Source organism: Kitasatospora sp. NPDC097643 (assembly GCF_040302625.1).
Lineage (GTDB): Bacteria > Actinomycetota > Actinomycetes > Streptomycetales > Streptomycetaceae > Kitasatospora.
Window position 1 is genome coordinate 1 of the sequence record NZ_JBEOSA010000009.1, and the last position, 22,406, is coordinate 22,406.

Annotated in this window: 19 protein-coding genes and 2 pseudogenes; 9 read left to right on the plus strand and 12 right to left on the minus strand. The window is 73.9% G+C overall.

Annotated features, from left to right (window positions below; translation table 11 throughout):
- A pseudogene (locus tag ABTY15_RS08560) lies at nucleotides 1–424 on the plus strand (hypothetical protein); the annotation flags it as partial.
- Between the two features lie 120 nt (nucleotides 425–544).
- Here the strand turns inward: ABTY15_RS08560 and ABTY15_RS08565 are convergent.
- Entirely contained in the window at nucleotides 545–1,597 is a 1,053-nt protein-coding gene (locus ABTY15_RS08565; RefSeq protein ID WP_350578241.1) for a transglycosylase SLT domain-containing protein, read from the minus strand.
- Nucleotides 1,598–1,646: 49 nt separating this feature from the next.
- Complete coding sequence (locus tag ABTY15_RS08570) at nucleotides 1,647–2,483, minus strand: helical backbone metal receptor (protein WP_350578242.1); 837 nt, start codon at nucleotides 2,481–2,483, stop codon at nucleotides 1,647–1,649.
- A 221-nt stretch (nucleotides 2,484–2,704) separates the two neighbouring features.
- Here ABTY15_RS08570 and ABTY15_RS08575 point away from each other — a divergent pair, with 221 nt between their 5' ends.
- The 3 genes from ABTY15_RS08575 (at nucleotide 2,705) to ABTY15_RS08585 (ending at nucleotide 5,840) form a co-directional block, all read left to right on the plus strand.
- On the plus strand, nucleotides 2,705–3,796 hold the full coding sequence (locus tag ABTY15_RS08575) for an ABC transporter substrate-binding protein (RefSeq protein ID WP_350578243.1): 1,092 nt from the start codon (nucleotides 2,705–2,707) through the stop codon (nucleotides 3,794–3,796).
- A 119-nt stretch (nucleotides 3,797–3,915) separates the two neighbouring features.
- The gene (locus tag ABTY15_RS08580; protein ID WP_350578245.1) at nucleotides 3,916–4,980 is read left to right on the plus strand and encodes a FecCD family ABC transporter permease; all 1,065 of its coding nucleotides are present in this window, start codon (nucleotides 3,916–3,918) and stop codon (nucleotides 4,978–4,980) included.
- Nucleotides 4,977–5,840, plus strand: a complete 864-nt coding sequence (locus ABTY15_RS08585) for an ABC transporter ATP-binding protein (protein ID WP_350578247.1) — start codon at nucleotides 4,977–4,979, stop codon at nucleotides 5,838–5,840. The genes ABTY15_RS08580 and ABTY15_RS08585 overlap by 4 nt, the downstream gene beginning before the upstream one ends.
- Here ABTY15_RS08585 and ABTY15_RS08590 read toward each other — a convergent pair.
- The 4 genes from ABTY15_RS08590 to ABTY15_RS08605 form a co-directional block, all read right to left on the minus strand.
- Complete coding sequence (locus tag ABTY15_RS08590; protein WP_350578250.1) at nucleotides 5,825–6,760, minus strand: L-tyrosine/L-tryptophan isonitrile synthase family protein; 936 nt, start codon at nucleotides 6,758–6,760, stop codon at nucleotides 5,825–5,827. The two genes, ABTY15_RS08585 and ABTY15_RS08590, sit on opposite strands and share 16 nt — an antisense overlap.
- A 235-nt stretch (nucleotides 6,761–6,995) precedes the next feature.
- On the minus strand, nucleotides 6,996–8,399 hold the full coding sequence (locus tag ABTY15_RS08595; RefSeq protein WP_350578253.1) for a cytochrome P450 family protein: 1,404 nt from the start codon (nucleotides 8,397–8,399) through the stop codon (nucleotides 6,996–6,998).
- An 85-nt stretch (nucleotides 8,400–8,484) separates the two neighbouring features.
- On the minus strand, nucleotides 8,485–9,858 hold the full coding sequence (locus ABTY15_RS08600) for an MFS transporter (protein ID WP_350578256.1): 1,374 nt from the start codon (nucleotides 9,856–9,858) through the stop codon (nucleotides 8,485–8,487).
- A 235-nt stretch (nucleotides 9,859–10,093) separates the two neighbouring features.
- On the minus strand, nucleotides 10,094–10,657 hold the full coding sequence (locus ABTY15_RS08605) for a sigma-70 family RNA polymerase sigma factor (RefSeq protein WP_350578259.1): 564 nt from the start codon (nucleotides 10,655–10,657) through the stop codon (nucleotides 10,094–10,096).
- A 55-nt stretch (nucleotides 10,658–10,712) separates the two neighbouring features.
- Here ABTY15_RS08605 and ABTY15_RS08610 point away from each other — a divergent pair, with 55 nt between their 5' ends.
- Nucleotides 10,713–11,075, plus strand: coding sequence for a zf-HC2 domain-containing protein (locus tag ABTY15_RS08610; protein WP_350578265.1), 363 nt, complete (start codon nucleotides 10,713–10,715; stop codon nucleotides 11,073–11,075).
- 295 nt (nucleotides 11,076–11,370) lie between these two features.
- On the opposite strand, the gene ABTY15_RS08615 is transcribed toward ABTY15_RS08610, so the two are convergent.
- Entirely contained in the window at nucleotides 11,371–12,249 is an 879-nt protein-coding gene (locus ABTY15_RS08615; RefSeq protein ID WP_350578268.1) for a hypothetical protein, read from the minus strand.
- A gap of 286 nt (nucleotides 12,250–12,535) precedes the next feature.
- Here ABTY15_RS08615 and ABTY15_RS08620 point away from each other — a divergent pair, with 286 nt between their 5' ends.
- Nucleotides 12,536–13,786: a cytochrome P450 gene (locus tag ABTY15_RS08620; RefSeq protein WP_350578270.1), complete on the plus strand. Its 1,251-nt coding sequence runs from the start codon at nucleotides 12,536–12,538 to the stop codon at nucleotides 13,784–13,786.
- Between the two features lie 109 nt (nucleotides 13,787–13,895).
- Here the strand turns inward: ABTY15_RS08620 and ABTY15_RS08625 are convergent, their stop codons facing one another.
- Complete coding sequence (locus ABTY15_RS08625; RefSeq protein WP_350578273.1) at nucleotides 13,896–14,591, minus strand: N-acyl homoserine lactonase family protein; 696 nt, start codon at nucleotides 14,589–14,591, stop codon at nucleotides 13,896–13,898.
- Nucleotides 14,592–14,843: 252 nt separating this feature from the next.
- Between ABTY15_RS08625 and ABTY15_RS08630 the strand changes: the two genes are divergently transcribed.
- Nucleotides 14,844–16,334: a CoA transferase gene (locus ABTY15_RS08630; RefSeq protein ID WP_350578276.1), complete on the plus strand. Its 1,491-nt coding sequence runs from the start codon at nucleotides 14,844–14,846 to the stop codon at nucleotides 16,332–16,334.
- Between the two features lie 109 nt (nucleotides 16,335–16,443).
- Nucleotides 16,444–17,094 (plus strand): DUF6461 domain-containing protein, encoded by a 651-nt coding sequence (locus ABTY15_RS08635; protein WP_350578278.1) that lies wholly within the window; start codon nucleotides 16,444–16,446, stop codon nucleotides 17,092–17,094.
- A gap of 96 nt (nucleotides 17,095–17,190) precedes the next feature.
- Here the strand turns inward: ABTY15_RS08635 and ABTY15_RS08640 are convergent, their stop codons facing one another.
- Nucleotides 17,191–17,790 (minus strand): HdeD family acid-resistance protein, encoded by a 600-nt coding sequence (locus tag ABTY15_RS08640; RefSeq protein WP_350578281.1) that lies wholly within the window; start codon nucleotides 17,788–17,790, stop codon nucleotides 17,191–17,193.
- 170 nt (nucleotides 17,791–17,960) lie between these two features.
- Between ABTY15_RS08640 and ABTY15_RS08645 the strand changes: the two genes are divergently transcribed.
- Nucleotides 17,961–19,868 (plus strand): NAD-binding protein, encoded by a 1,908-nt coding sequence (locus ABTY15_RS08645; RefSeq protein WP_350578284.1) that lies wholly within the window; start codon nucleotides 17,961–17,963, stop codon nucleotides 19,866–19,868.
- Nucleotides 19,869–19,947: 79 nt separating this feature from the next.
- Here the strand turns inward: ABTY15_RS08645 and ABTY15_RS08650 are convergent, their stop codons facing one another.
- The 3 genes and pseudogenes from ABTY15_RS08650 to ABTY15_RS08660 all read right to left on the minus strand — a co-directional run.
- Nucleotides 19,948–20,757 carry an enoyl-CoA hydratase gene (locus ABTY15_RS08650; RefSeq protein WP_350578287.1) on the minus strand — a complete coding sequence of 270 codons (810 nt, stop codon included), beginning with the start codon at nucleotides 20,755–20,757 and terminating at the stop codon, nucleotides 19,948–19,950.
- A 158-nt stretch (nucleotides 20,758–20,915) separates the two neighbouring features.
- Nucleotides 20,916–21,965, minus strand: a complete 1,050-nt coding sequence (locus ABTY15_RS08655; protein ID WP_350578289.1) for an enoyl-CoA hydratase/isomerase family protein — start codon at nucleotides 21,963–21,965, stop codon at nucleotides 20,916–20,918.
- 110 nt (nucleotides 21,966–22,075) lie between these two features.
- Nucleotides 22,076–22,357, minus strand: a pseudogene (locus ABTY15_RS08660) (TetR family transcriptional regulator C-terminal domain-containing protein); the annotation flags it as partial.
- Nucleotides 22,358–22,406: the final 49 nt, after the last annotated feature.

Here is a 22,406-nt window from a genome sequence, read left to right on the forward strand (position 1 = left end):
TGAGGCCGAGGCTGTGGAGGAGACGCCGGTTCTCCTGGAGAAGCCCGTGGAGCCCGTCCTGGAGGCGGAGCCCGCTGGGGAGCCCGAGCTGGTGACCGACATCGAGGTTGCCGACGAGGCGCCCGTCGTCGAGGCCGAGGTCGTCGAAGCCGTCGAGGAGACGCCTGTCGTCGAGGCCGAGGAGCCGGCCGTTGAGCCTGCGGCCGATGGTCGGCCGGCGAAGCCGGACTTCACGCCCGGTCGGCCGGTGACCGCGTACTCGGCGGACGAGCTGCTCGCGGTGGTCCGCTGGCTGGACGGCGACGGTGTGGTGCGGACGGACGAGGAGCTGCTGCGGGCGGCGATGAAGGAGCTGGGCTTCGCCCGTCTCGGCCCCCGTATCAAGGAGGCGCTGGGCGCCGCCGTCACCGCCGCACGCGGCTGACGTCTGCGGCAGGCTCACCGACAGGACCGACGAGGAGGGCCCGGGAACGCGATCTCGCGTTCCCGGGCCCTTCGTCGTCTGCCGGTCGTCTGCCGGTGGTCCGCCGGTGTCCGGCGACGGTCAGCCCGTCTTGGTCCAGGGCTGGCTGGACATCAGCGCCTTCACGTTGGCCACGTAGGACGGGTTGGGGATGACCAGGCTGCCGACGACCTGGTTGGTGGTCGGGTCGGTGACGGTGTTGTAGTGCACGTTGCCCGCGCCCGCGTTGTAGGCCGAGATGACCAGGTCGAGCAGCGGCGTCTTGCCGGTGGTCGGGTCGGGGGAGAGGTCGTACTTGCCGCCGAAGGAGGAGTCGCCGTAGTAGGCGACCAGCCAGTCGAGCAGCTGGGTGCCGAGCTGGACGTTCCCGGGGAGGGTCTTCGGGTCGGAGACCGTGCCGAACTTGGTGTTCATCCAGCTGACCGTGTTCGGCATGACCTGCATGGTGCCGATACCGCCGTCGCAGGCGAGGATGCCGGACTGCCAGCCGCTCTCCTGCCAGGCGATGGCCTTGACCAGGTTGACGGGCAGCGGCGGGAGCTTGTCGGTGCCGCCGTTGCTGAGGTTGAGCGTGCGCGACTGGCCGGCCGCCGAGGTGAGGGCCGCGCTGACGGCATCCTTGGGCTCGTCGGGCTGGGGCTTGGAGGGCTGGCAGCCGCTCTGCAGCGGGGGCACGTGCGGCGTCGCCGGCGCGGGCGGCGGGGGCGCGGTGGGGCCGGGCTTGGGGGTCGGCACGGGTGCTGCGACGACGGGCTTGGCGACCGGCGGCTGCGTGGCGGGCGCGGCGGGCGGGTTGGCCGCGGCGGGCGTGTCGGCCGTGCTGGGCTTGGTGCCGCTCGGCGTGGCGCTCGGGCTCGGCTTCGCGGACTTGCTCGCGGTGGCACCGGGGCTGCGCGAGGCGCTGGGGCCGGCCGTCGTCGACGCGGTCGGCGTCGGGGTCGCGCTGGAGCTCGCGGACGGGCCGGTGCTCGGCGTCTCGGTCGGCGAGGCGGTCGCGGCCACCGCCGTGGTGTTGGGTGCCGCGTCCTGATGGGTGGCGTCGGCGTGCTTGCTGCCGCAGCCGACCAGGACGGCCGTCGAGACGGCGGCGGCCGACACCATCACCAGCGCGCGCCGGGATGTGCTCACTGCCATGAAGGTTTCCCCCACTCGTCACCGGCGGGCCCGGTGAGTGGCGGTCATCCTACGATGTGCCCGTTGCGCCTTGTACGAACGGGTGGTCCAACGCTTCTGCGAGGACCGCCGGGGCCGCCACGAGAGAGGGACCGTACCAGGTCAGGTGACGCCCGCTGACCAGGGCCACCGGGACACCGGGGAACGCCTCCGGGCCGTCATCCGCCGTGAACCGGTACGGCTCGTCCGGCAGGACCACCAAATCCGGTCGGCAGGCGAGCAGTTCGGGCAGCGGAACGGCCGGGTAGCGCTCGGCGTGGCCGGCGTGGACGAGTCGTACGCCGAGGCGGCGCAGGACGTCCCCGGCGAAGGTGTCGCGGCCGAGCACCATCCACGGCCGACGCCAGATCGGCACGACCGCCCTCGGACCGCCGCGCGGGGTATCGCTGCATGGGGAGTCGCCCCGGCAGGCGGTCGGCTCCCGCCACGCCGCCTCGGCCTCGTCCAGCCAGGCCGGGCGGGCCAGGCCGCAGGCGGCGGTCAGCAGCCGGTCCAGCGAGCGGAACGCGTCGTCCACCGTGCGGATGTCGGTCACCCAGACCGGTACCCCCGCCTCCCGCAGCGCGTCCAGGTCGGGTCGCCGGTTCTCCTCGTCGTTGGCGAGGACGAGGTCCGGGGCGAGCGCGAGGATCCGCGGTACGTCCGGATTCTTGGTGCCGCCGACCCGGGTGACGGACAGTTCGGCCGGGTGGCTGCACCAGTCGGTGGCGCCGACCAGCAGCCCGGGGGCGGAGACGGCGACCGCCTCGGTCAGCGACGGCACCAGCGACACCACCCGCCGGGGCGGGCGAGGACCGAGCCGGACGGGCAGGTCGAGATCATCCCGCAGGACGGTGGGGTCGGCCATCCGGCCACCCTAACGCCGGGAGCCACCGGGCTCCGGACACGTAGGGCCCCAAGACCGTGCGGTGGGCCCCAGCCGTCCAGCACCGCAGGGCCGTACAGCGTCCCCGGCCCTACGGCCACCGGCGTGGAAATCCGCGGGAACCCGCCGGGGCATCCGGCCGACTACCTGGTCCGGGTTCGCAGGACGGACCCCGAGCACGATCACCCACCAGGAGAGTTGTCATGCGCCCTCGCGTTGTCTGCGGAATCGCGGCCGCCGTCGCCCTGTTCGCCACGGCCTGCGGAAGCGGCGGCGGGGGGAGCAGCGACCAGGGCACGCCCGCCGCCGCCGGAACCGCTGCGCCGGCCGCCGCCTACCCCGTCAAGGTCGCCGACTGTATGGGCAAGGAGACCACCGTCACCAAGGCCCCCACGAAGATCGTCACCAGCAACGCCGCCAGCCTGGAGCTGCTGCTGCGCCTCGGCGCGGGCGACCGGGTGATCGGCACCGGCTTCCCGCCCGGCAAGGGCACGCTGCCGGCCGACCTCGCCGACCAGGGCGCCAAGGTGCCGGTCCTCGGCGACAAGACCATCCCCAAGGAGAAGCTGCTCGGCTCCGGCGCCGACCTCTACCTCGACACCTTCTCCGCCATGCCGATCATGGGTGGCGGCGCGACCGGCCCCAGCGAGCAGGAGTTCGCGGCCGCCGGCATCCAGCACGTCTTCCTCCTCTCCACCGCCTGCGCCGGCACCCCGAAGGCCGCCAAGGCCCCGCGCACCGACCTCGCCGAGATCGAGAACGACATCCGTCGGCTCGGCGCCGTCACCGGCACCGCCGCCCGCGCCGAGGAACTCGTCACCGGGATGGAGAAGCAGATCGGCGAGGTGCGTACCGCCCTCGCCGGCGTTCCGGACGCGCAGCGGCCCAGCTACTTCGTGTTCGACTTCGACGCCGGCACCAAGCAGCCCGTCTCGGTCTGCGGCCGGCAGATCGCCAACGCGGTGATCACCCAGGCCGGCGCCCGCAACGTGTTCGCCGACTGCGACGCCGACTTCAAGCCCGGCTCCTGGGAGGACGTCGTCGCCAAGAACCCCGACTGGATCCAGCTCGCCGTCCGCAACCGCGGCAGCGAGGAGGCCACCCGCAAGGCCTTCGACGACGCGGAGGCGTTCCTCAAGGGATTCCCCGCCACCCAGGGCCTGAAGGCCGTCCAGGAGGGCCACTTCGTGCGGGTCGGCTCGGAGGTCACCACCATCGCGGGCGTGCGCAACGCCGACGCCGTCCGGCAGATCGCCGCCACCATCCACCCGACCCTCGTCAAGAACGGGCAGTAGACCCGATGACCCCGACCACCCCCGCCGACGAAGCCGCACCGGCCCCGGAACGCAACCGCGGACGGGCCGGAGCGGGACGGGCCGGAGCGGTACAGGCCGGAGCGGTACAGGCCGGAGCGGTGCGGGCTCGAGCGGTGCGGGCCGGCGCCCTGCGGGCCGTGCCGCTGGCCGCCGTCCTCGCCGCCGCCCTGGTGCTCGCGCTGACCGCCGCCGTGTCGTTCGGCTCGGTGGACATCCCGCCCGGCGAGGTCTGGTCGGTCGTCGCCCGCCACCTCACCGGACGAACCCCCGAGCCCGGCACCCGCGACCTCATCGTGTGGCAACTGCGCGTCCCGCGCGCCCTGCTCGCGGCGACGGTCGGCGCCGGGCTCGGCCTGGTCGGCACCGCCGTCCAGGCCCTGGTCCGCAACCCGCTCGCCGACCCCTACCTGCTCGGCATCTCCTCCGGCGCCTCCCTCGGGGCGGTCGCCACCATCGTCCTCGGCACCACGTTCGGCCTGGGGATCTCCTTCGGCAGCGCGCTCGGCCTCACCGTCTCCCTGGCGGCCTTCGCCGGCGCGCTCGCCGCGTTCTCCCTCGTCTGGCTGATGGCCCGGCGCGGCGGCGGATTCTCGCCACTGCGCCTCGTCCTCGCCGGCATCGGCATCGCCCAGTTCCTCGGCGGCCTCACCAGCTACCTCGTCCTGCAGACCAGCGACGAACAGCAGACCCGCGGCGTGCTGTTCTGGCTCATGGGCAGCCTCGGCGGCGCCGTCTGGGCCCAACTCGCCGTCCCCGCGATCGCGGTGGCACTCGGCATCGCCCTGCTCCAGGCCCGCGCCCGGGGACTCAACGCGATGCTGATGGGCGACGAGACGGCCGCCGGCCTCGGCGTGGACGTCGCCCGGCTGCGCCGCGAGGTCTTCGTCGTCACCAGCGTGCTCACCGGAGTCCTGGTCGCCGTCTCCGGCGCCATCGGCTTCGTCGGACTGATGGTCCCGCACGTCTGCCGACTGCTCGTCGGCGGCGACCACCGGCGCCTGCTGCCGCTGTCCGCGCTCACCGGGGCACTGCTGCTGGTCGTCGTCGACACCGTCGCCCGCACCGCGCTCGACGGCCAGGAACTGCCGATCGGCGTCGTCACCGCCGTACTCGGCGCCCCCACCCTGCTCTACCTGCTGGACCGACGACTGGAGCGCGCGTGAGGATCGCCGTCGAGGACCTGAGCGTCACCCTCTCCGGCCGCACGGTGGTGGCCGGCGTCCACCTCGTCGCCAAGGAGGGGGAGATCGCCGGGCTGGTGGGACCCAACGGCAGCGGCAAGTCCAGCCTGCTGCGCACCGTCTACCGGCACCTGCGGCCCAGCGCCGGGCGGGTGCTGCTGGCCGGCCGCGACCTGGCGCAGCTGCGCCCCGCGGAGTCCGCCCGACACATCGCCGCACTGCCGCAGGAACGTGGCGGGGACTTCGAGTTGACCGTCCGCGAGGTGGTCGCGATGGGGCGCACCCCGTACAAGCGGGCGTTCGCCGCCGACGACGCCGAGGACCACCGGATCACCGCCGACGCACTCGCGCGGGTCGGCATGACGAACGCCGCCGACCGCCGGTTCGCCCAGCTGTCCGGCGGCGAACGCCAACGGGTGCTGCTGGCCCGCGCGCTCGCCCAGCAGCCGGACGTCCTGGTGCTGGACGAACCGACCAACCACCTGGACGTCCGGCACCAGGTCGAACTGCTCGCCCTGCTGCGGGAACAGCGCCGCACCACTCTGGTCGCGCTGCACGACCTCAACGCTGCCGCCTCGGTCTGCGACCGGCTGCACGTCCTGCACCGCGGGGCGCTGGTCGCGTCCGGGGAACCGCACGAGGTGCTGACCGCCGAGCTGCTGGCCGAGGTGTTCGGGGTCCGGGCGGCGGTGGTCGAACACCCGCTCACCGGCGACCCGTTGATCGCCTTCGACCACCGCACGCCGGTCGTCGCCGTGTCGCCGGCCACCGTCGTGTCGCCGACCACCACCGTGCCGCCGGCCGCCGGCCTCGCTCAGGTCGAGCCTCAGACGCTCTCGTAGTGGCTCGGCCGGCCGTTGCGTTCGACGAGTCGGCCGAGCTGCGCCGCGTCCTCGCTGCGCAGCAACTCCCACTTCCCGTCCGGACGGTGGAGTACCGAGGAGTGCCAGGGCGTCGTCCAGGCGTCCGAGGCCTCCAGCAGCCGGATGCCGAACTTCAGCACGCCGGCCCGCTGCGGGTGGATGGACAGCCGGACCGAACGGGGGTGCTGCTCGGCGATCAACTCGCCCCAGGCACGGCTTCGTTGGATCACCCCGTAGGCGCGGCGACGGCACTCGCGTTGCAGGGCGGACCGGGTGCCGGTGAAGCCGACGGTGTCGTCGGTGAGGAAGCGGGTGATGCCGCGGTAGAGCCGCAGGGTCTCCTCGTCGGTCAGCACCTGCTCCCGCAGCTCCTCCTGGCTCGGCGCGTACCGGGCGTGTACCCGGGCGCGCTTCTCGTCGTACGGCAGGTCGCCGAGGACGGCCCGCAGGTCGAACGTGGCCAGGTGGGTCAGACCCTCGCGCTCGATCATCGCGGTCAACTCGTCGGAGTAGTCGTCGATGTGGTCGTCGGGGACGTTGATCAGATCGCCGAAGATGTGACCGTCCGAGCAGATCAGGATCCGGGCGCCGGGCTCGTAGAAGCCGGCGATCTCCGCGCAGAGCCCGTTGAGGAAGGTGAGGGAGAGCCGCTCGCCCTCGTCGGGCAGGTGGCCGAGCACCTTCGCCGTGTTCGGCGACTTACAGGGGAAGCCGGGCAGGGTGAACAGGATCGGGTCACCGGAGGTGATGAAGTCGGCCAACTGCGCCAGCTGGAGCGGGAAGTGGTCGGGTGTCGCGTCGAGCTCCGGGTCGGAGGCGCGGCGGTGCGGCAGCAGGAGGCCGAGGATCCGGGCGGCGAGCCGGGCCACGGACTGCGGGTCCGTGACACCCCCGGGCATGGGCTGGGGCTCAGGCTGGGGCTGGGGTTTGGGCTGGCTCTGGTGGCGGGTGGAAACGGCGCCGGCGGGCGGCATGGTGATCCTCCACGGAACGTCGTACGGGCTTCGGGCAGGCGGAGCCACGCCCCGGCTTCGGGCCGTCGGGGCGCTGGGGGGGGTGGGTGCGCTGGGGAGTGGTGGTGCGCTTCAGGAGCGGTGGCGCGCTCGGGAGTGGCGTGGCGGGACGGCAGCGTCCTCAGGCGCGCCGGTCGTAGGCGACGGGCAGCCGGTTGACCCCGCGTGCCAGGACGGCGGGGATCCAGCCGAGTTCGTCCAGTCCGTCGCCGGGGGCCTCGGCCGGACGCAGTCCGGGCAGTCGGGTGAGCAAGGTGGCGATGGCGACCTGGAGTTCGGCTCGGGCCAGGGCGGCGCCTGGGCAGTAGTGGATGCCGTGGCCGAAGGCGAGGTGGGCGTTGGGGGTGCGGTCGAGGTCGAGGCGGTCGGCCTGTGGGAACTGCTCGTCGTCGCGGTTGGCGGCGCAGAGCGAGACGATCACCGAGTCGCCGGCCGGGACGGTGGTCCCGAACAGGTCGCTGTCCGCGGCGAAGAACCGCCAGGTGGTGAGCTCGAACGCGGCGTCGTGGCGCAGCAGTTCCTCCACCGCACGGGCGAGCAGGCCGGGGTCCCCGGCGTGCCCCTCGCGCAGTCGGGTGAGTTGCTCGGGGTGGCGCAGCAGCGTGATCAGCATGGTGGTGATCTGGTTGGTGACCGGCTCCTGACCGGCGACCAGCAGCTGGAACACCATGGAGTCGAGCTCCTCGCGGCTCAACTCGCCCGCGTCGTGGGCGGCGACGAGTCGGCCCAGCAGGTCGCTGTCCGTGGCGTCCGGGTCGTGGTGGGCGCGCTTGTGGGCGACCACGTCGGCGATGTACGTCTGCAGGCCGCGCAGCCGCGCTTCGTACGCCGGGCGGCCCGGGTCGTGCGGGCCGACGGGCTGGACGACCTTGCCCCAGTCGCGGTCGAAGCGAACCGCCAACTCCTGAGGCAGTCCTATGACTTCGGCGAGCACGCGGAACGGGTAGTGGGCCGCGAAGCCGGCCACCAGGTCGGCGCCGCCGGTCGTGGGCAGCTCGTCGACGAGCGCGTCGGCGAGCTCCTGGAGGCGCGGCCGCAGGGACTCCACCCGGCGCGGCGCGAAGGCGTCCAGGACGAGCCGGCGCATCGTGGTGTGCTTGGGCGGGTCCTGGTGGAGCAGGTGGACCTGGAGCTGCGAGTGCTGCGGCTCGGGCATGATCGAGGCGAGGGCCCGCCAGTTCGCGTTGCCCAGGGCGTGGTTCTTGCCGAGCCGCGGGTCGTTGAGGGTCTCGTGGGCGGCCTGGTAGCCGGTGACCAGCCAGGCGTGGATGCCGCTCGGAAACTCCACCCGGTGGATCGGACCGGCCTCGCGCATCCGCCGGTACAGCGGGTATGGGTCGCTCTTGTACTCCGGGCCGTACAGCGGTACGGGGTCGGGCAGTTGGCCGGGTCCGAACGGGCAGCGTGGGGCGTCGGCCGGGTCGGGAGCGCCGGCCGGCGTCGGGTCGTCGACGGTCCTGCTCTCGTGAACGGTACCGGTGTCGGGAACGGTCCCGGTGTCGACCCCGGTGTCGGTGTCGGTCATCTGTGGTCTTCCTCCAGTCGTGCGGTGTGGCGGGGGCGGCCTGGTTCCGGTCGCGCTTCGGGCGGGGAGGCCCGGTGGCCGACGGTCAGGCCGGGGCGCGCCGGGGGCGGTGCGCGCGGTGGTGCAGGGCGAGGAGGGCCACGGCGGACGCCGCGACCAGGGTGGCCAGTGCGATGCCGGCCCGGGTGCCGGTGGTGGCGCGGTCGCCGGCCAGCGCGGCGGCGGTGGCGAGGGCCGGGCCGAGGGCGAAGCCCAGGCTGCGGGACAGCTGGACGGCGGAGCCTGCGGTGGCGAGTTTCCCAGGCGGCGAGGCGGTCATCACCAGGGCCTGGGTGGGGCCGCCGTTGAGGCCCATCCCGGCACCGGCGAGAGCGAGCCGCCAGGCGATGTCGACGGGCGGCCAGCCGGCCTCCAGCGGGACGAGCAGGGCCAGGCCGAGGGTGGTGACGGCGGCGCCGGTGAGTGCGGTCGGTCGGGCACCCCAGCGGTCGGCCAGCCGCCCGCCGACCCGCCCGGCCAACACCATGCCGAGCGGGAAGGCCAGCATGGTGAGCGCGGTCGCGGTGGCGCTCTGGCCCCCGGGCCCGCGCAGGTGCTGGGCGAGCAGGTAGTGGCAGGCTGCGAAGCCGGCGGCCAGGGCGAGCACCGAGGCGTTGACCCCGGTGGTGCCGGCGGCCCGCAGCACCTCGGCGACCGGCTTGCCGCCGGGGCGGCGCAGCCAGAGCAGCACCAGCGGGGCGGCGGGCAGGGCGAGCAGCAGCCACAGCGGCGCGTGCGGCGCCAGCGTCAGCGCGAGCAGGACGGCGGTGACTGCGGCGCCGATCAGGGCCGCGTCGCCGAGCGAGCCCCGGTCGGGCAGGCGCAGCCGACCACGGCGCGGGGCGTACCGGCGCACGATCAGCACGGCGGCCAGGCAGACCGGCAGCTTGACCAGGAAGACCGCCCGCCAGCCGATGTGGTCCAGCAGCAGACCGCAGATGACCGGGCCGGTGACGGCGCCGAGCGGGCCGAGCGTGGCGGGTACGCTCATCGCCCGCCCGCGCAGTTCGGGCCGGACGGAGGTCGCGGCGAGCACCGGCATCAGGACGAACAGCACTGCGCCGAACGTGCCCTGCGCGAGCCGGGCGGCCACCAGCCAACTCGCCCACGGGGCGAGGGAGGCCAGCACGCTGCACGCGGCGAAGCAGCTGACGGCGAGCAGCAGCGCGGACCGGGTACCGACCTGGTCCAGCCACCTTCCGGCGGGCAACAGCAGTGCGACGAGAGGGAGTTGGTACCCGAGGACGGCCCACTGGGCGACCCCGGCGGAGACGTGCAGGCTGGCCGAGATGTCGGTGAGCGCCAGGTTGACCACGTTCATGTCGAGCATCGCGACGAAGGAGAGCAGGCCGGCGGCCACGACCAGGATCCAGCGGTCCGCAGGTTCGATCTGATCATTCGTCAGCTGTGGTGCAGTCAAGGGCTGTTGCGTTCCCATGAAGTCCCTCTGCATTCCCCGTCGCTGTGCCGGACACCGCCTCGGCGGCGGGGTCCGGTACAGCAGTCGGGTGCGCGGCGGCTCCAGTTCCGAACAAGTGGGGGAATTTTTGGCGGCTGACGACGAACAGCAAACAGGTAACAGATGACAGATTTCGAAATCTGTCATCTGTTTGCTGTTATCTGTTCGTCGTCGGGTGTCCGCCGCCGCCCGGCGCTCAGCAGGCCGCCGCGAGCTCCCCGCTCTCCGCGGCCCTCAGCCGCGCTATCAGCTCCTCCCGGGCCCGGGCGACCCGGGAGCGGACGGTGCCGACGGGGCAGCCCGCGACCGCGGCCGCCTCGGCGTAGCTCAGGCCGACCACCTGGGTCAGCACGAACGCCTCCCGGCGCTGGGCCGGCACCCGGTCGAGCAGGTCGCCGAGCGCGATGCCGTCCTCGAACCCGGCCGCCGGTTCGGCACCCTGCCGCTCCGCCGCCTCCTGCCAGTCCGGCAGCGGTGCGAGGCGCGGTCGCGCGGCGGCCGTCCGGTACCGGTCGATGACGGTACGCCGGGCGATCGACAGCAGCCAGGTGCGGGCCGAGGAGCGGCCGGCGAACGCGGGCAGGCTGCGCAGCGCCCGGAGGAAGGTCTCCTGGGCGAGGTCGTCGGCGGACTGGACGTCCGTGAGGTGGGCGACGAACCGCCAGACGTCCCGCTGGGTGGCGCGGACGAAGGCCTCGACGTCCGAGGACCGGCCCGCCCGGGCGGTCAGGGCGAGGGCGGTGAGCTGCTCGTCATCCACGGCGGCCTCCCACCCGGCCGGTCCCGGCGCCGTGCGGGTGCGCGACGATGGTCACATGAGATGCGCGCAGTTCCGTACCGCTCTGTCCGCCCGGCTCGACGGCGAACCGACCGGTTTGCCGGGCGGCCGCCTGGACAAGCACATCGCGCGCTGCGCCGGCTGCCGGGAGTGGCTGGAACGGGCGGAGCGTCTGCGCGACCGGACGCGACTGGCCGTGGCGGCCACCGACGGTCCGTCGGCGGACTGGTCGGCCCGCCTGCTGGCCGGCCTGGGCGTGTCGGACCCGGGTGGCCAGGCCCGGGGAGAGCGGACGCCCGGAGAGCGGGTCCCGGTCGAACGGGCTCCGGTCGAACAGGCTGCGGTGGAGCAGGCTCCGGTTGGACAGGCTCCGGACGAGGCGACGGGCGCGGAGCGGTAGGACGAGGGCGCCGGCCGGGGCCGGTGCGCCGTCGTGGTCAGGCATGGAAGGTCCTGAGGGTGGGCAGGAGGCGGCACCGCCCTGGGCGGCGCCGTCGGCGACGGTGGGACAACCGCGCAGCGCACCCCGCAGTAGGGGCGGACGCGGGCCCGGGCCCTGTCGGTACGGCGGCGTCGGGCGCGGCCGGGCGACAGGGCGACCTGCCCGTCGCGGCGGCTCCGAAGCCACGGCGCTCCGGCGGCGGTGGGCATGGCCGGGCGGCGGGAGCGGTGGGCGGAGCGGGGCGACGGGCGCGTCAGCAGGCGAGTACGGGCACCGGCGGTCCACGCCGCACCACGGCGTGGGTGAGCAGCACCGGCCGCAGGGGCCGGGTCCGACGGTCGGTGGGCCGGGAGGGAGCCGGCGCGCGGTAGCCGAAGGGGCGCCCGAACAGCGCCAGTAGCGGGAGCAGCAACGCACCCGCGACCGCCGTGCCGAGCGCACCGAGCAGTTCGAAGACCCGGACCAGCGCGGCGTCACCGCGCCAGAGCAGCAGGGCGCAGGCCAGCGCGGCGAGCAGGTGGGCCGCGATCATTCCGGCCGACATGCCGTGCGCCATGCCCTGGGACATCCCGTGCCCGGCGGGCAGGTCGGTCATCCCGGCCATGTCCATCGTCATGCCGTCGGTAGCGGAGGGGGTCGAGCCGGAGAGTGAGGCCGTGGCCGTGTCCGACCCTGCGCCCACGCCCGTCCAGTGGTGCATGCCCGTCATGGGGCGCAGGCCGGAGGGCGGCGGGAGGTCCGGATCGAGGCCCGCCATCCGGGCCAGGTCGGCGGGCGACGGCCCGCCGGGCGTCCGGTTCGGGTTGCAGAGCAGCAGGGCGGCCCAGTCCGTGGTGGCGAGGCGGCCGAGACCGCCGCCGTCCCGTCCGAGCGCCCCGGCCTGTTCGAACAGCAGGTGCAGCGCGCTCTGTGCCGCGACCATCCACACGCTGATCGCACCGAGCCCGCGCCGCTTCCCGGCGAGCAGCCAGGCGAGTCCGAGCACACCCGCGAAGGCGCCGACCAGCACCGGCGGTGAGACCCCGGGCCCGGCCATGGCGACGTGCGCCGCGGCGGCCAGCGCCACGCACAGCGCGGCGAAGACCACGGCGCGCAGCAGGCGGATCCGGTCGGTCATCACGATGGCACTCATCGTCGCACTCGCCCCGCCCGGCCCGTACCGCACCCTCCGGTATTGGCTGGTTCCGTGCCGTGAGACCATGCCCGGCCCTCGCGCACGTCCGTTGAGATCCTCGGCCCGTGGCGCTTGTCGCGCCCGCCCGGCCGTCGCGCCGGCCCGCCCCCGGAAGCAGTCGCGCAGGTCGGAAAAGTCGCTGATCTGATCATCGGAGTGGTTTGACACCTCCCACCACTTGCTCACTAAATGTGCACACCCATCCACCGACGGTGCGCGTCGCACAGGAGCAGGAGGTCCGGCCATGGACGCCATGACGAGCCAGGTGCCCGCCACCACCGACCTCGCCGACCCCCACTTCTGGCGGCTGCCCGCCCCCGCCCGCGCCGCCGCCTTCGCCGAGCTGCGCCGACGGCCCGCCCCGGTCTACTTCGGCGATCGCGCCACCGGCCGCGGCTTCCACGCCCTGGTGCGCCACGCCGACGTCGTCGAGGCCAGTCGCACCCCCGCCGTCTTCCTCAGCGGTCCCGGGGTCACCACCCCCGAACCGGCCCGCTGGGTCCGACTGCTCTTCGGTGACTCCATGGTCAACCTGGACGACCCCCGGCACGCCCAGCTGCGCCGGATCGTCTCCCGGGCCTTCACCCCGCGTCTGCTCGCCCGGGCCGAGGAGGACATCCGCCGCACCGCCGCCCGCCTGGTCGACGAGGTCGAACGGAGGCGGCCGGAGGACTTCGTCGCCGCCGTCGCCGCCGAACTCCCCTTCCAGGTGATCTGCACCATGATGGGCATTCCGGAACGTCCGCGCCGCGCCATCCTCGACCAGGTCAACCACGCCTCCGAGCACACCGGCGTGGCCCGCCCGTTGCGCCGCCGGGTCCGGATGCCCGGGCGTGGACTGCTGGCGCTCGCGCGGATGCAGGGCATGGTCGCCGCGATCGGCCGTGAACGCCGCCGAACGCCCGCGGACGACCTGATCACCGCCCTGGTCACCGCCGACGTGGACGGGCGTCGGCTCACCGGCCGCGAACTCGGCGCCTTCTTCTCCCTGCTGCTCGTCGCCGGAGTCGAGACCACCCGCAACGCGCTCGCCCACGGCCTGCACCTGCTGACCGTCCACCCGGAGCAGCGTGCCCTGCTCCTCGCCGACCTCGACGGACGCCTCGGCGGCGCGGTCGACGAGATCATCCGGCACGCCACGCCGATCATCCAGTTCCGCCGGACGCTCGCAGTCGACCACGAGCTCGGCGGACCGGGCGGCCCGCTGCTGCGCGCGGGGGAGAAGGTGGCACTGTTCTTCGGCTCGGCCAACCAGGACGAGACGGTCTTCCCCGACCCGGACGCCTTCGACATCACCCGCACGCCCAACCCTCACCTGGGCTTCGGTGGCGGCGGGCCGCACTACTGCCTCGGCGCGCACCTGGCCCGGCAGGAGATGAGCGTGCTGTTCCGCGAGCTGTTCACCCGGCTGCCCGAGGTGCGGTCGGTGGGTGAGCCGGATCTCGTGCCGTCCAGCTTCGACCACCGGATCCGTGGTCTGCGCTTTACCTTCTGACTCCTCCGACCTGCGGTCTTTCCCATCGCTGGACCGTCAGCCCATCGGCCGGTCAGACCACCTGATCGCCTGATCGCCTGATCGCTGAGCCGCCGGTCTGCCGGGCGGATCATCCGACCGGCTCCCAGAGCGCGTAGTCGTGCGCGAACAGCACCCGGTGCGGCCCGTACTCGGCCAGCCGGTCCAGCCACGCCCGGTAGCCGGGCAGCGGCGCCGCCACGCCTTCGTGCGCCGCCCGCCGGGCCAGTACGGCCTGCCCGAACTCGGAGGCGAAGTCGTACGCCTGTCCGGCGAGCACCACCGCGCCGCCGTCCGGGCGTTCGACCACCAGCGACTGGTGCCCGTCGGTGTGCCCGGGCGTCGGCAGCACCCGCACCCCCGGCCACACCTCCGCCTCGCCGTCGAGGGCGCGGTACGCGGCACCGGGGAAGTCGACCAGCGCGTCGATGGTGTAGTCGCCGCGCTGCGCCGTCGCCAGCTCGGTGGCCTGGACGAGCACCGGCGTGCCGGCCAGCAACGGGTTGCCGCCGCAGTGGTCGAAGTGCAGGTGGCAGTTGACCACGAGGTCGATGTCGGCGATCGAGACCCCGCAGGCCGCGAGCGCCTCCGGCAGCGGACGCCGGACCGGGCGGTAGTGCGCCTCGGTCTCCGGATCGCCGCCGCCGATCCCGGTGTCGAACAGCAGCAGCCCCTCCGGACGCCGCACCAGGTACGCCAGCACCGGCTCCACGCGCGGCTCCGGCCCGCCGACCTCCGACGCCGGCCGGACGAAGTACCCCAGATCAAGGCGTCGGATCGCGTACACGGGGCCTCCTGGTCGCCGACTTCACGCCGTGCCGGGTCACGTCACGGCGCCGTACGGGTGCCGGGCGGCCCCCGGTTCGAACCCTATCCGTCCGTTCCACCGACCGGTCGACCCGGTCGGCGAGGGCTGGCGGCGGCCGGGGACGGCTCACGTCCACCTCTTCATCCCTCTCATGGACCGTCAGGCCGGTTGCGCCGACGCTGGTGACGGGGGTCACGGCGAGTGGGCGAGGACGGGAGCACAATGCGGGACATGACAGAGCGTTCGACGTCCTCCGACGCCCGCGCCACCGGGCAGCCGATCAACCAGCCCGCCGACCAGTCGGGGGGCCGGTCCGTGGATCAACCCACCGCCCACGCCTGGGCCGCCCTCGGCGGGCCGGCCGAGCTGCTGGAGCGGGTCGGCTTCCACGGCCCCGACGACGTCCTGCCCTCCGGTCTGCAGGTGCGCCGGCTCGCCCGCGCCACCGTGGCGGCCTGCTCGCTGGCGGCCGCCGAACTCGCCGCCCTCCGCGCCGGCGGCCCCGTCCCCGCCGTCCGGATCGACCAGGGGGCCGTCGCCACCGCCTTCGTCAGCGAGCGCCACCTGACCGTCGACGGCCGCACGCCCGTCAGCTTCGCCCCGCACTCCGGCTTCTGGCGCACCGCGGACGGCTGGGTCCGCACCCACGCCAACTACCCGCACCACCGCGCCCGGCTGCTCGCCGCCCTCGACCTGCCCGCCGACGCCGGTCCCGACCGGCTCGCCGAGGTCCTGGCCGGGCAGCAGGCCGAACGGATCCAGGAGCGCGCGTACGAGGCGGGGGCGCTCGCCGTCGCCGTCGCGCCGGTCAGCACGACCGTGCACCCGCTGATCGAGGCCCGGGTGGTCGGCGCCGACCCCGCCCGCCCGCTCGGCGGAGCCGAGGTCTCGCAGCCCGCCGCGGGCGTCCGCGTCCTCGACCTCACCCGGGTGATCGCCGGCCCGGTCGCCACCCGCACGCTCGCGCTGCTCGGCGCGGACGTCCTGCGCGTCGACTCGCCCGGGCTCCCCGAGGCCGACGACGCCCACGCCGACACCGGCTTCGGCAAGCGCTCCACCCGCCTCGACCTCGGCGACCCGGCCGACCGCGCCGTCTTCGAGGGCCTGCTCGCCACCGCCGACGTCGTCATCACCGGCTACCGCCCCGGCGCCCTCGACGCCCACGGCCTCGCCCCCGACGCACTGCTGGCCCGACACCCCGGCCTGATCCACGTCCAGCTCTGCGCCTGGGGCTGGAGCGGCCCCTGGGCCGGGCGCCGCGGCTTCGACAGCCTCGTCCAGGCCGGCGTCGGCATCGCCGCGCACGAGGCCGGTCCCGACGGCCGACCCGGCGTGCTCCCCGCCCAGGCCCTCGACCACGGCACCGGCTACCTCGTCGCCGCCGTCGTCCTGCGCGCCCTCACCGAGCAGCGCACCGGCCGGCCCGGCGCCCGCCACCTGCGCTTCTCCCTCGCCGGCACGGCCTCCTGGCTCATGCACGGCATCGGACCCGAGGCACCCGCCCCGGCCCACCCGCACCCCGAGGCAGCGGAGGGCACCGCACCGGCCGGCGCGACACCCACCGTCACCGCGCCGTACGACCCGGCCCGCTACCTCGCCGAGACCGACTCGGCGTACGGGCGGCTGCGGCACGCCCTCCCGCCGATCGCCTACGCCGGCGCGCCCACCAACTGGTCCAGGCCGCCCGGACGTTGGGGCACGGACCCGGCGGCCTGGCGCTGACGACCCGTCCGACGGGGACGACCCGTTCGGCGGTGACGACCTCGGCGCCGGGGGCCGCTGCCCGAGCCCCCGCGCCGACGGTGTCACAGCCGTCTGGCAGCATCGGCGCATGACCGCACACGCCACCGACTACACCTGGTTCGAGAAGCGCTATCCCGTCCTCGGTGAGGCCTACTGCCTGACCCTGGTCGAGGGGATCACCGCCGACGAGCTGCTGCGCCGCTTCGACGCCGTCCCCGGCCGCGAGGCCGTCGGCCTGGACGCGGTCGTGTCCGCCTGGGAGACGTTCGACGACGGGGAGGACGAGGAGGCCGAGGCCCTGCTTGCGGAGCACGAGGACGCCGACGACCGACTGCTCGTCGGTGTGACGGAGCTCGGCGGCTGGGCCGTCGCCGTCGAGCCCTTCGGCTACCTCGGCAGCCTCCACGAGCTGCTTCCCGGCCTCGGCGACGGCACCCGGGTGGTCTCGCACTTCCGGAACTTCGCCGCGGTGGACCACTTCAACTGGTGGGAGCAGGGCGCCTGCCGGCTCACCTTCGAACCGCTCTTCCCGACCCAACGGCACGGCTCGGACGCCGAGGCCCCCGGCATCCCGGAGCTGCTGGCGGCCTGCGGCTTCCGGCTCGACGAGGAGGACGAGGACCCGCGCCTGCACACCGAGGCCGCGTTCGCGCTGGCCGAGCGGCTGACGGACGTCCGGCTCGACGCGGAACGGCTGGAGGCCGCGACCTTCCGGATCGGCTACGCGCCGAGGCCGTGACCGTCCGAATGCCGGCTGGTCGGCCGGTCGGCTGGTCGGCCGACCGGCCGCGGGTGCGCGTCGGCCGCAGGTGCGCGCCGGCTGCGCGCTCCTCCGTCAGACGCCCGACGGGATCCGTTTGGCCTGGCTGCGTACCTTGAAGGCCGTGGCGATCTCGATCAGCCCCAGGATCACCAGCCAGCACCCGGCCAGGACGGTCAGGGCGGTGATCGAACCGACCGGCCAGACCATCAGCAGCACCCCGGCCACCGTGTTGGCCACTCCCGCGAAAATCTGCAGGCCGCGGGCCGGCATGGCGGGGTCGGAGATCGCGGCGGCGAGCTGGGTGATGCCGCGGAACAGCCAGCCGATGCCGATCCAGAGCGCGAGCAGCAGCAGCGACCGCGCCGCGCTGCGGAAGCAGAGCAGCCCGAGCAGCACGCAGATGGTGCCGCTGATGAAGGCCAGCACCCGCAGCGCGGTGGTCGCGTGCGTGCCGAACGCGGCGACCAGCTGCACGATGCCGATGACCAGCAGGTAGAGGCCGAACAGCACGCCCACCACCAGCAGGGTCTGCTCCGGCCAGGCGAAGACGACGATCCCGAGGGCGAGCGACGCGAGCCCGGCGACCAGCAGGACCTGCCAGGCGGCCTTGGCGAGCTGTCCGAGCGGTCCCTGGACCGGGGAACCGTCGGGGGTGATGATCGGGGGGACCACGGTGGCGGACTCCTCGGGCCGGGGCGGGCGACGGGTGAAGGACGGACCCCAGCCTCGCGCTGCCGGCGGTGGACGGCACGTCGGATTCGGCTGTCCGGGGAAGGGAATGATCCCTCCCGGTCGCCGGAACGACACCTTCCGGTCGATCGCCGTCGATATCATCCGGCGGTATGACTTCTGAAGGGTGGGGGACCCCTCCGGTCGAGCCGATCAGCCAGCACTACATCGTCTGCGGGGGCAACGCGCTGGCCCACCGGCTGGTCCTGGAACTCGTCGAACACTACGAGGTCCCGGTCGTCGTCCTGGTCGCCGACCGCACCCGCGACCACGCACCGCACATCGAGCAACTGCCCGGCGTCGCCGCCGTCGTCGAATACGGCAGCATCACCGACGAGGCCCTGCGCGCGGTGTCCATCGAGACCGCGCGCGGCCTCGCCCTCGTCGAAGGCAGCGACCAGGAGAACATCCACGCCGCACTCAGTGCCCAGGGCCACAACCCGAAGCTGCGCATCGTGCTCCGGATGTTCAACCAGCGGCTCGGCGAGAACATCGAACGGCTGCTCAAGAACGGTGCCGCACTCTCCGGCTCCGCCACCGCCGCCCCGGCCTTCGCCGCCGCCGCGCTCGGGAGACCCAACTCGGTCGAGATCGGCGGCCGCTTCCTGCACATCGCCTTCGACGACGCCATCACCTCCGACCGGCTCTGCATCGTCGCCGACCAGATCGACCGGCAGGACCTCAGCCGGATCCGCCTGCTGCCCGAACAGCAGGCGGAGGCGGCCGAGTTCGTCCGGCTCGCCGCCGAGTTCGGCGACGACGGGCCGGTCCGCCCCGGCGGCGTCCGCCGCGACCCGACGCCCGGGGCCGATTCCGTCGAGGAGCCGGAGCCGGACGCGGAGCCGGACGTGGAGACCAATGCGGTTCTGGCGGAGGCGGCCGGGGCGGCGGCGTCGGCGGAGGCCGGGGCCGAGGAGCCGGGCGGGGTCGCCGCGCTCCAGACGCTGCCGATCGAACCGCGTGAGGCCACCGGCTGGGCGCGCCGGATGCGCTGGCGGCTGCTCGACACCATGCGCTTCTTCACCAGCGCCCGGATGCGGCTGGCGCTGCTCACCGCCCTCGCGGCGGTGCTCATGTCCTTCGGCGTGCTCTGGTACCTGAACCGGGACTTCGGCTGGACCCTCTACATCTCGCTGCTCGACCTGGCGGGCGCCGCGCAGCCCGACCAGCCCGCCGACATCGCCGCCGGCACGGGCACCGGCGGACTGTGGCAGCGGGTCGCCCAGGTGGTCATCACCATCTGCGGCATCACCTTCGCGCCGGTCGCCACCGCCATCGCGGTCGAGGTGCTCGCCTCCGGACGGCGCGGACAGCCCCGCAACCCCGGGGCCGGCACCCGCGACCACGTGATCGTGGTCGGGCTCGGCAACGTGGGTACGCGCGTCGCGACCCAACTGCACGACCTGGGCGTGCCGGTGGTCTGCATGGAACGCGACCCGCAGGCGCGCGGCATCGCCGCCGTCCGGGCGCTCGGCATCCCGGTCGTCCTGGGGGACGGGCCGTTCGAGGAGCAGCTGCGCCGGGCCCGGCTGAAGCACAGCCGGGCGCTGGTCGCGGTCAGCGGCGACGACGCCACCAACCTGGAGGCGGCCCTGGAGGCGCGCCACGGCAATCCCGAAGTCCGGGTGGTGGTGCGGCTGTTCGACGACAACTTCGCCGGTCACTTCTACGCCACGCTCGACAACGCGGCCTCGCGGTCGGTCTCCTACCTGGCCGCGCCCGCCTTCGCCGCCGCCCTGATGGGGCGTGAGGTGCGCGGGATGCTCTCGGTGTTCCGGCACGTGCTGCTGATCGCCGAGCTGACGGCGGAGGACGGCGGCGGGCTGATCGGCATGAACCGGCACGACCTGGAGGACCCGGGAGGGGTCCGGGTGATCGCCGTCAGGTCCGCCCACAGCTCGCAGCTCCAGTGGAACTTCCCCGACCGCACGCGGCGGCTGGCCCCGGGCGACCAGATCGTGGTCGCCGCCACCCGCAGCGGACTGGCCCGGCTCAACACGACGCTGGCGGGAGAGGACTGACGGGGAACAGCGAACAGGTAACAGATAACAGCTGACAGATTTCAGATGATGAAATCTGTCAGCTGTTATCTGTCATCGGTCAGCGGTGGGTGAAGGACGCCGGGCGCTTCTCGGCGAAGGCCGCCATGCCCTCCTTCTGGTCCGCCGTGGCGAACACCGAGTGGAACAGCCGGCGCTCGAACCGCACGCCCTCCGCCAGGGTGGTCTCGAAAGAGCGGTTGACGCTCTCCTTCAGCATGATCGCGGCCGGGGTGGACATCGCCGCGACGGTCTCGGCGGTGGCCAGCGCCTCGGCGAGCAGCTGGTCGGCCGGGACGATCCGGGAGACCAGGCCGGCCCGCTCGGCCTCCTCGGCGCCCATCATGCGACCGGTCAGGCACAGCTCCATCGCCTTGGCCTTGCCGACCGCCCGGGTCAGCCGCTGCGAGCCGCCGATGCCCGGCAGGACGCCCAGCTTGATCTCGGGCTGGCCGAACTTCGCGGTGTCCGCGGCGAGCAGGATGTCGCACATCATCGCCAGCTCACAGCCGCCGCCCAGCGCGAACCCGGCCACCGCCGCGACCACCGGCTTGCGCAGCGAGCCGATCCGGTCCCACGGGCCCAGCCAGTCGTCCAGGTAGACGTCGGGGAACTGGTTGCCCTGCATCTCCTTGATGTCGGCGCCGGCCGCGAAGGCCTTCTCCGAGCCGGTGATCACCAGACAGCCGATCTCCGGGTCCCGGTCGAAGGCGGTGGCGGCCGCCACGACCTCGTTCATCAGCTGGGTGTTCAGCGCGTTGAGTGCCTTGGGCCGGTTGAGCGTGATCAGCCCGACCCGGCCCTTGCGCTCGACCAGGATCGTCTCGTAGGCCTCGGGTCCGGTCTCGGTCCCGCTCTTGGTCTCGGTCATCGCCGTTGACTCCCATTCCGCTGCTCGGCGCCGCGCGGGCGCGCCCTGACCACCCAACGATCTACGACGCGCCCCGCCTCGCGCCAGTCTTGGCATGCGAGACGGTCGTCACGGGCACAAGCACGGGCACGGGCGCAACCGCGCGCGGGACCGTCCGCTCAGGCCAGGCCGAGCTCGTCGCCCTCGCGCGGGGCGAGGAGGCGCGCGACGTCGGCCTCCGTGACCTCGGCGAGCGAGGCCGGGGACCACCGCGGGTTGCGGTCCTTGTCGATCACCTGGGCCCGGATGCCCTCCACCAGGTCGTGACCCTCCAGCGCCGCACAGGAGATGCGGTACTCCTGGTCCAGCACCGCCTCCAGCGAGGGAAGCGTCCGGGCGCGGCGCAGCGCGGCGAGGGTGGCCTTGACGGCGGTCGGGGAGTTGCCGAGTACCAGCTCGGCGGCCTCCTTCGCCTCCGGCACGCCGGAATCGAGCAGCCGCTCGACGATCTCCTCCACGGTGTCGGCGGCATAACAGGCGTCGATCCACTCGCGCTGCCGGGCCAGGGCGGCCGGCGGCGCGGGCTCGGCGTGTGCCGCGACGACGGCGGCGGCCGCGTCCGGGGTGCGGGTGAGGGCGTCGAGCAGTGCCGGGATCCGCTCCGAGGGGACGAAGTGGTCGGCGAACCCGCACAGCAGGGCGTCGCCGGGGCCCATCGAGCCGGAGGTGAGCCCGAGGTGGGTGCCCAACTCGCCTGGGGCGTGGGCGAGCAGACGGCTGCCGCCGACGTCCGGCACCAGGCCGATCCGGGTCTCGGGCATCGCGACGACGGAGCGCTCGGTGACGATCCGCACCGCGCCGTGCGCGGACAGCCCGACGCCGCCGCCCATGGTGATGCCGTCCATCACCGCGACGTACGGCTTCGGGTAGCGGGCGATCAGGGCGTTCAGCCGGTACTCGTCGCGGAAGAACGCCCGGAAGCCGGCCCCGCCTGCCTTGGCGTCGTCGTGCATCGCGCGGATGTCCGCCCCGGCGCAGAGGCCGCGCTCGCCCGCCCCGGTCAGGACGACGGCGTGCACACGCTCGTCCGCGGCCCAGTCGTCCAGCGCGGCCCGGACGGCCGTGATCATGCCGTGGGTCAGCGAGTTGAGCGCCCGCGGCCGGTTCAGCACGATCCGTCCGACCCCGCCGTCCAGGTGCACCTGGACCTCTGCCAGCTCTGCGCTCATCGGGCCCGCTCCCGTTCCTCGGCGACGTGGACTTCCGCAGTCCACCGTACCGGGGTGGGTCGGCCGTCCTGATCACTGGGAGGGTGCCCGGAGGCCCGGGGCTCCGCCGGTCACGGCCAGGCGCGCAGGGCGAGTTCGGCGACGTGGGACAGGTCGGCGGCGGTGGCACCGTCCCGGGCCTGCTGCGACATGCCCTGGATGACGGTGGCGAGGTAGCCGGCCAGTGCCTTCGGGTCGGCCTCGGGCGGCAGTTCGCCCTCCTCGCGGGCCCGGCGCAGCCGCGCCTCGAAGACCAGCGTGTTCCCGTTGCGCAGCTCGCGCAGGTGGGCCTGGATGCCGGCGTCCTGGGCGGAGACGTTGGTGGCGGCGGAGATCACCAGGCAGCCGGCCGGGTGGGACGGGTCGGCTCAAAAATAATCGGGCATGTTGACAGAAGGGGGC

Bases quoted from the DNA above. Each gene is read 5' to 3' on its own strand.
- ABTY15_RS08630 (WP_350578276.1), top strand. From the start codon at position 14,844: ATGACAGAGCGTTCGACGTCCTCCGACGCCCGCGCCACCGGGCAGCCG.
- ABTY15_RS08615 (WP_350578268.1), bottom strand. From the start codon at position 12,249: ATGAGTGCCATCGTGATGACCGACCGGATCCGCCTGCTGCGCGCCGTG.
- ABTY15_RS08610 (WP_350578265.1), top strand. From the start codon at position 10,713: ATGAGATGCGCGCAGTTCCGTACCGCTCTGTCCGCCCGGCTCGACGGC.
- ABTY15_RS08620 (WP_350578270.1), top strand. From the start codon at position 12,536: ATGGACGCCATGACGAGCCAGGTGCCCGCCACCACCGACCTCGCCGAC.
- ABTY15_RS08570 (WP_350578242.1), bottom strand. From the start codon at position 2,483: ATGGCCGACCCCACCGTCCTGCGGGATGATCTCGACCTGCCCGTCCGG.
- ABTY15_RS08645 (WP_350578284.1), top strand. From the start codon at position 17,961: ATGACTTCTGAAGGGTGGGGGACCCCTCCGGTCGAGCCGATCAGCCAG.
- ABTY15_RS08595 (WP_350578253.1), bottom strand. From the start codon at position 8,399: ATGACCGACACCGACACCGGGGTCGACACCGGGACCGTTCCCGACACC.
- ABTY15_RS08575 (WP_350578243.1), top strand. From the start codon at position 2,705: ATGCGCCCTCGCGTTGTCTGCGGAATCGCGGCCGCCGTCGCCCTGTTC.
- ABTY15_RS08590 (WP_350578250.1), bottom strand. From the start codon at position 6,760: ATGCCCGGGGGTGTCACGGACCCGCAGTCCGTGGCCCGGCTCGCCGCC.
- ABTY15_RS08655 (WP_350578289.1), bottom strand. From the start codon at position 21,965: ATGAGCGCAGAGCTGGCAGAGGTCCAGGTGCACCTGGACGGCGGGGTC.
- ABTY15_RS08635 (WP_350578278.1), top strand. From the start codon at position 16,444: ATGACCGCACACGCCACCGACTACACCTGGTTCGAGAAGCGCTATCCC.
- ABTY15_RS08565 (WP_350578241.1), bottom strand. From the start codon at position 1,597: ATGGCAGTGAGCACATCCCGGCGCGCGCTGGTGATGGTGTCGGCCGCC.
- ABTY15_RS08650 (WP_350578287.1), bottom strand. From the start codon at position 20,757: ATGACCGAGACCAAGAGCGGGACCGAGACCGGACCCGAGGCCTACGAG.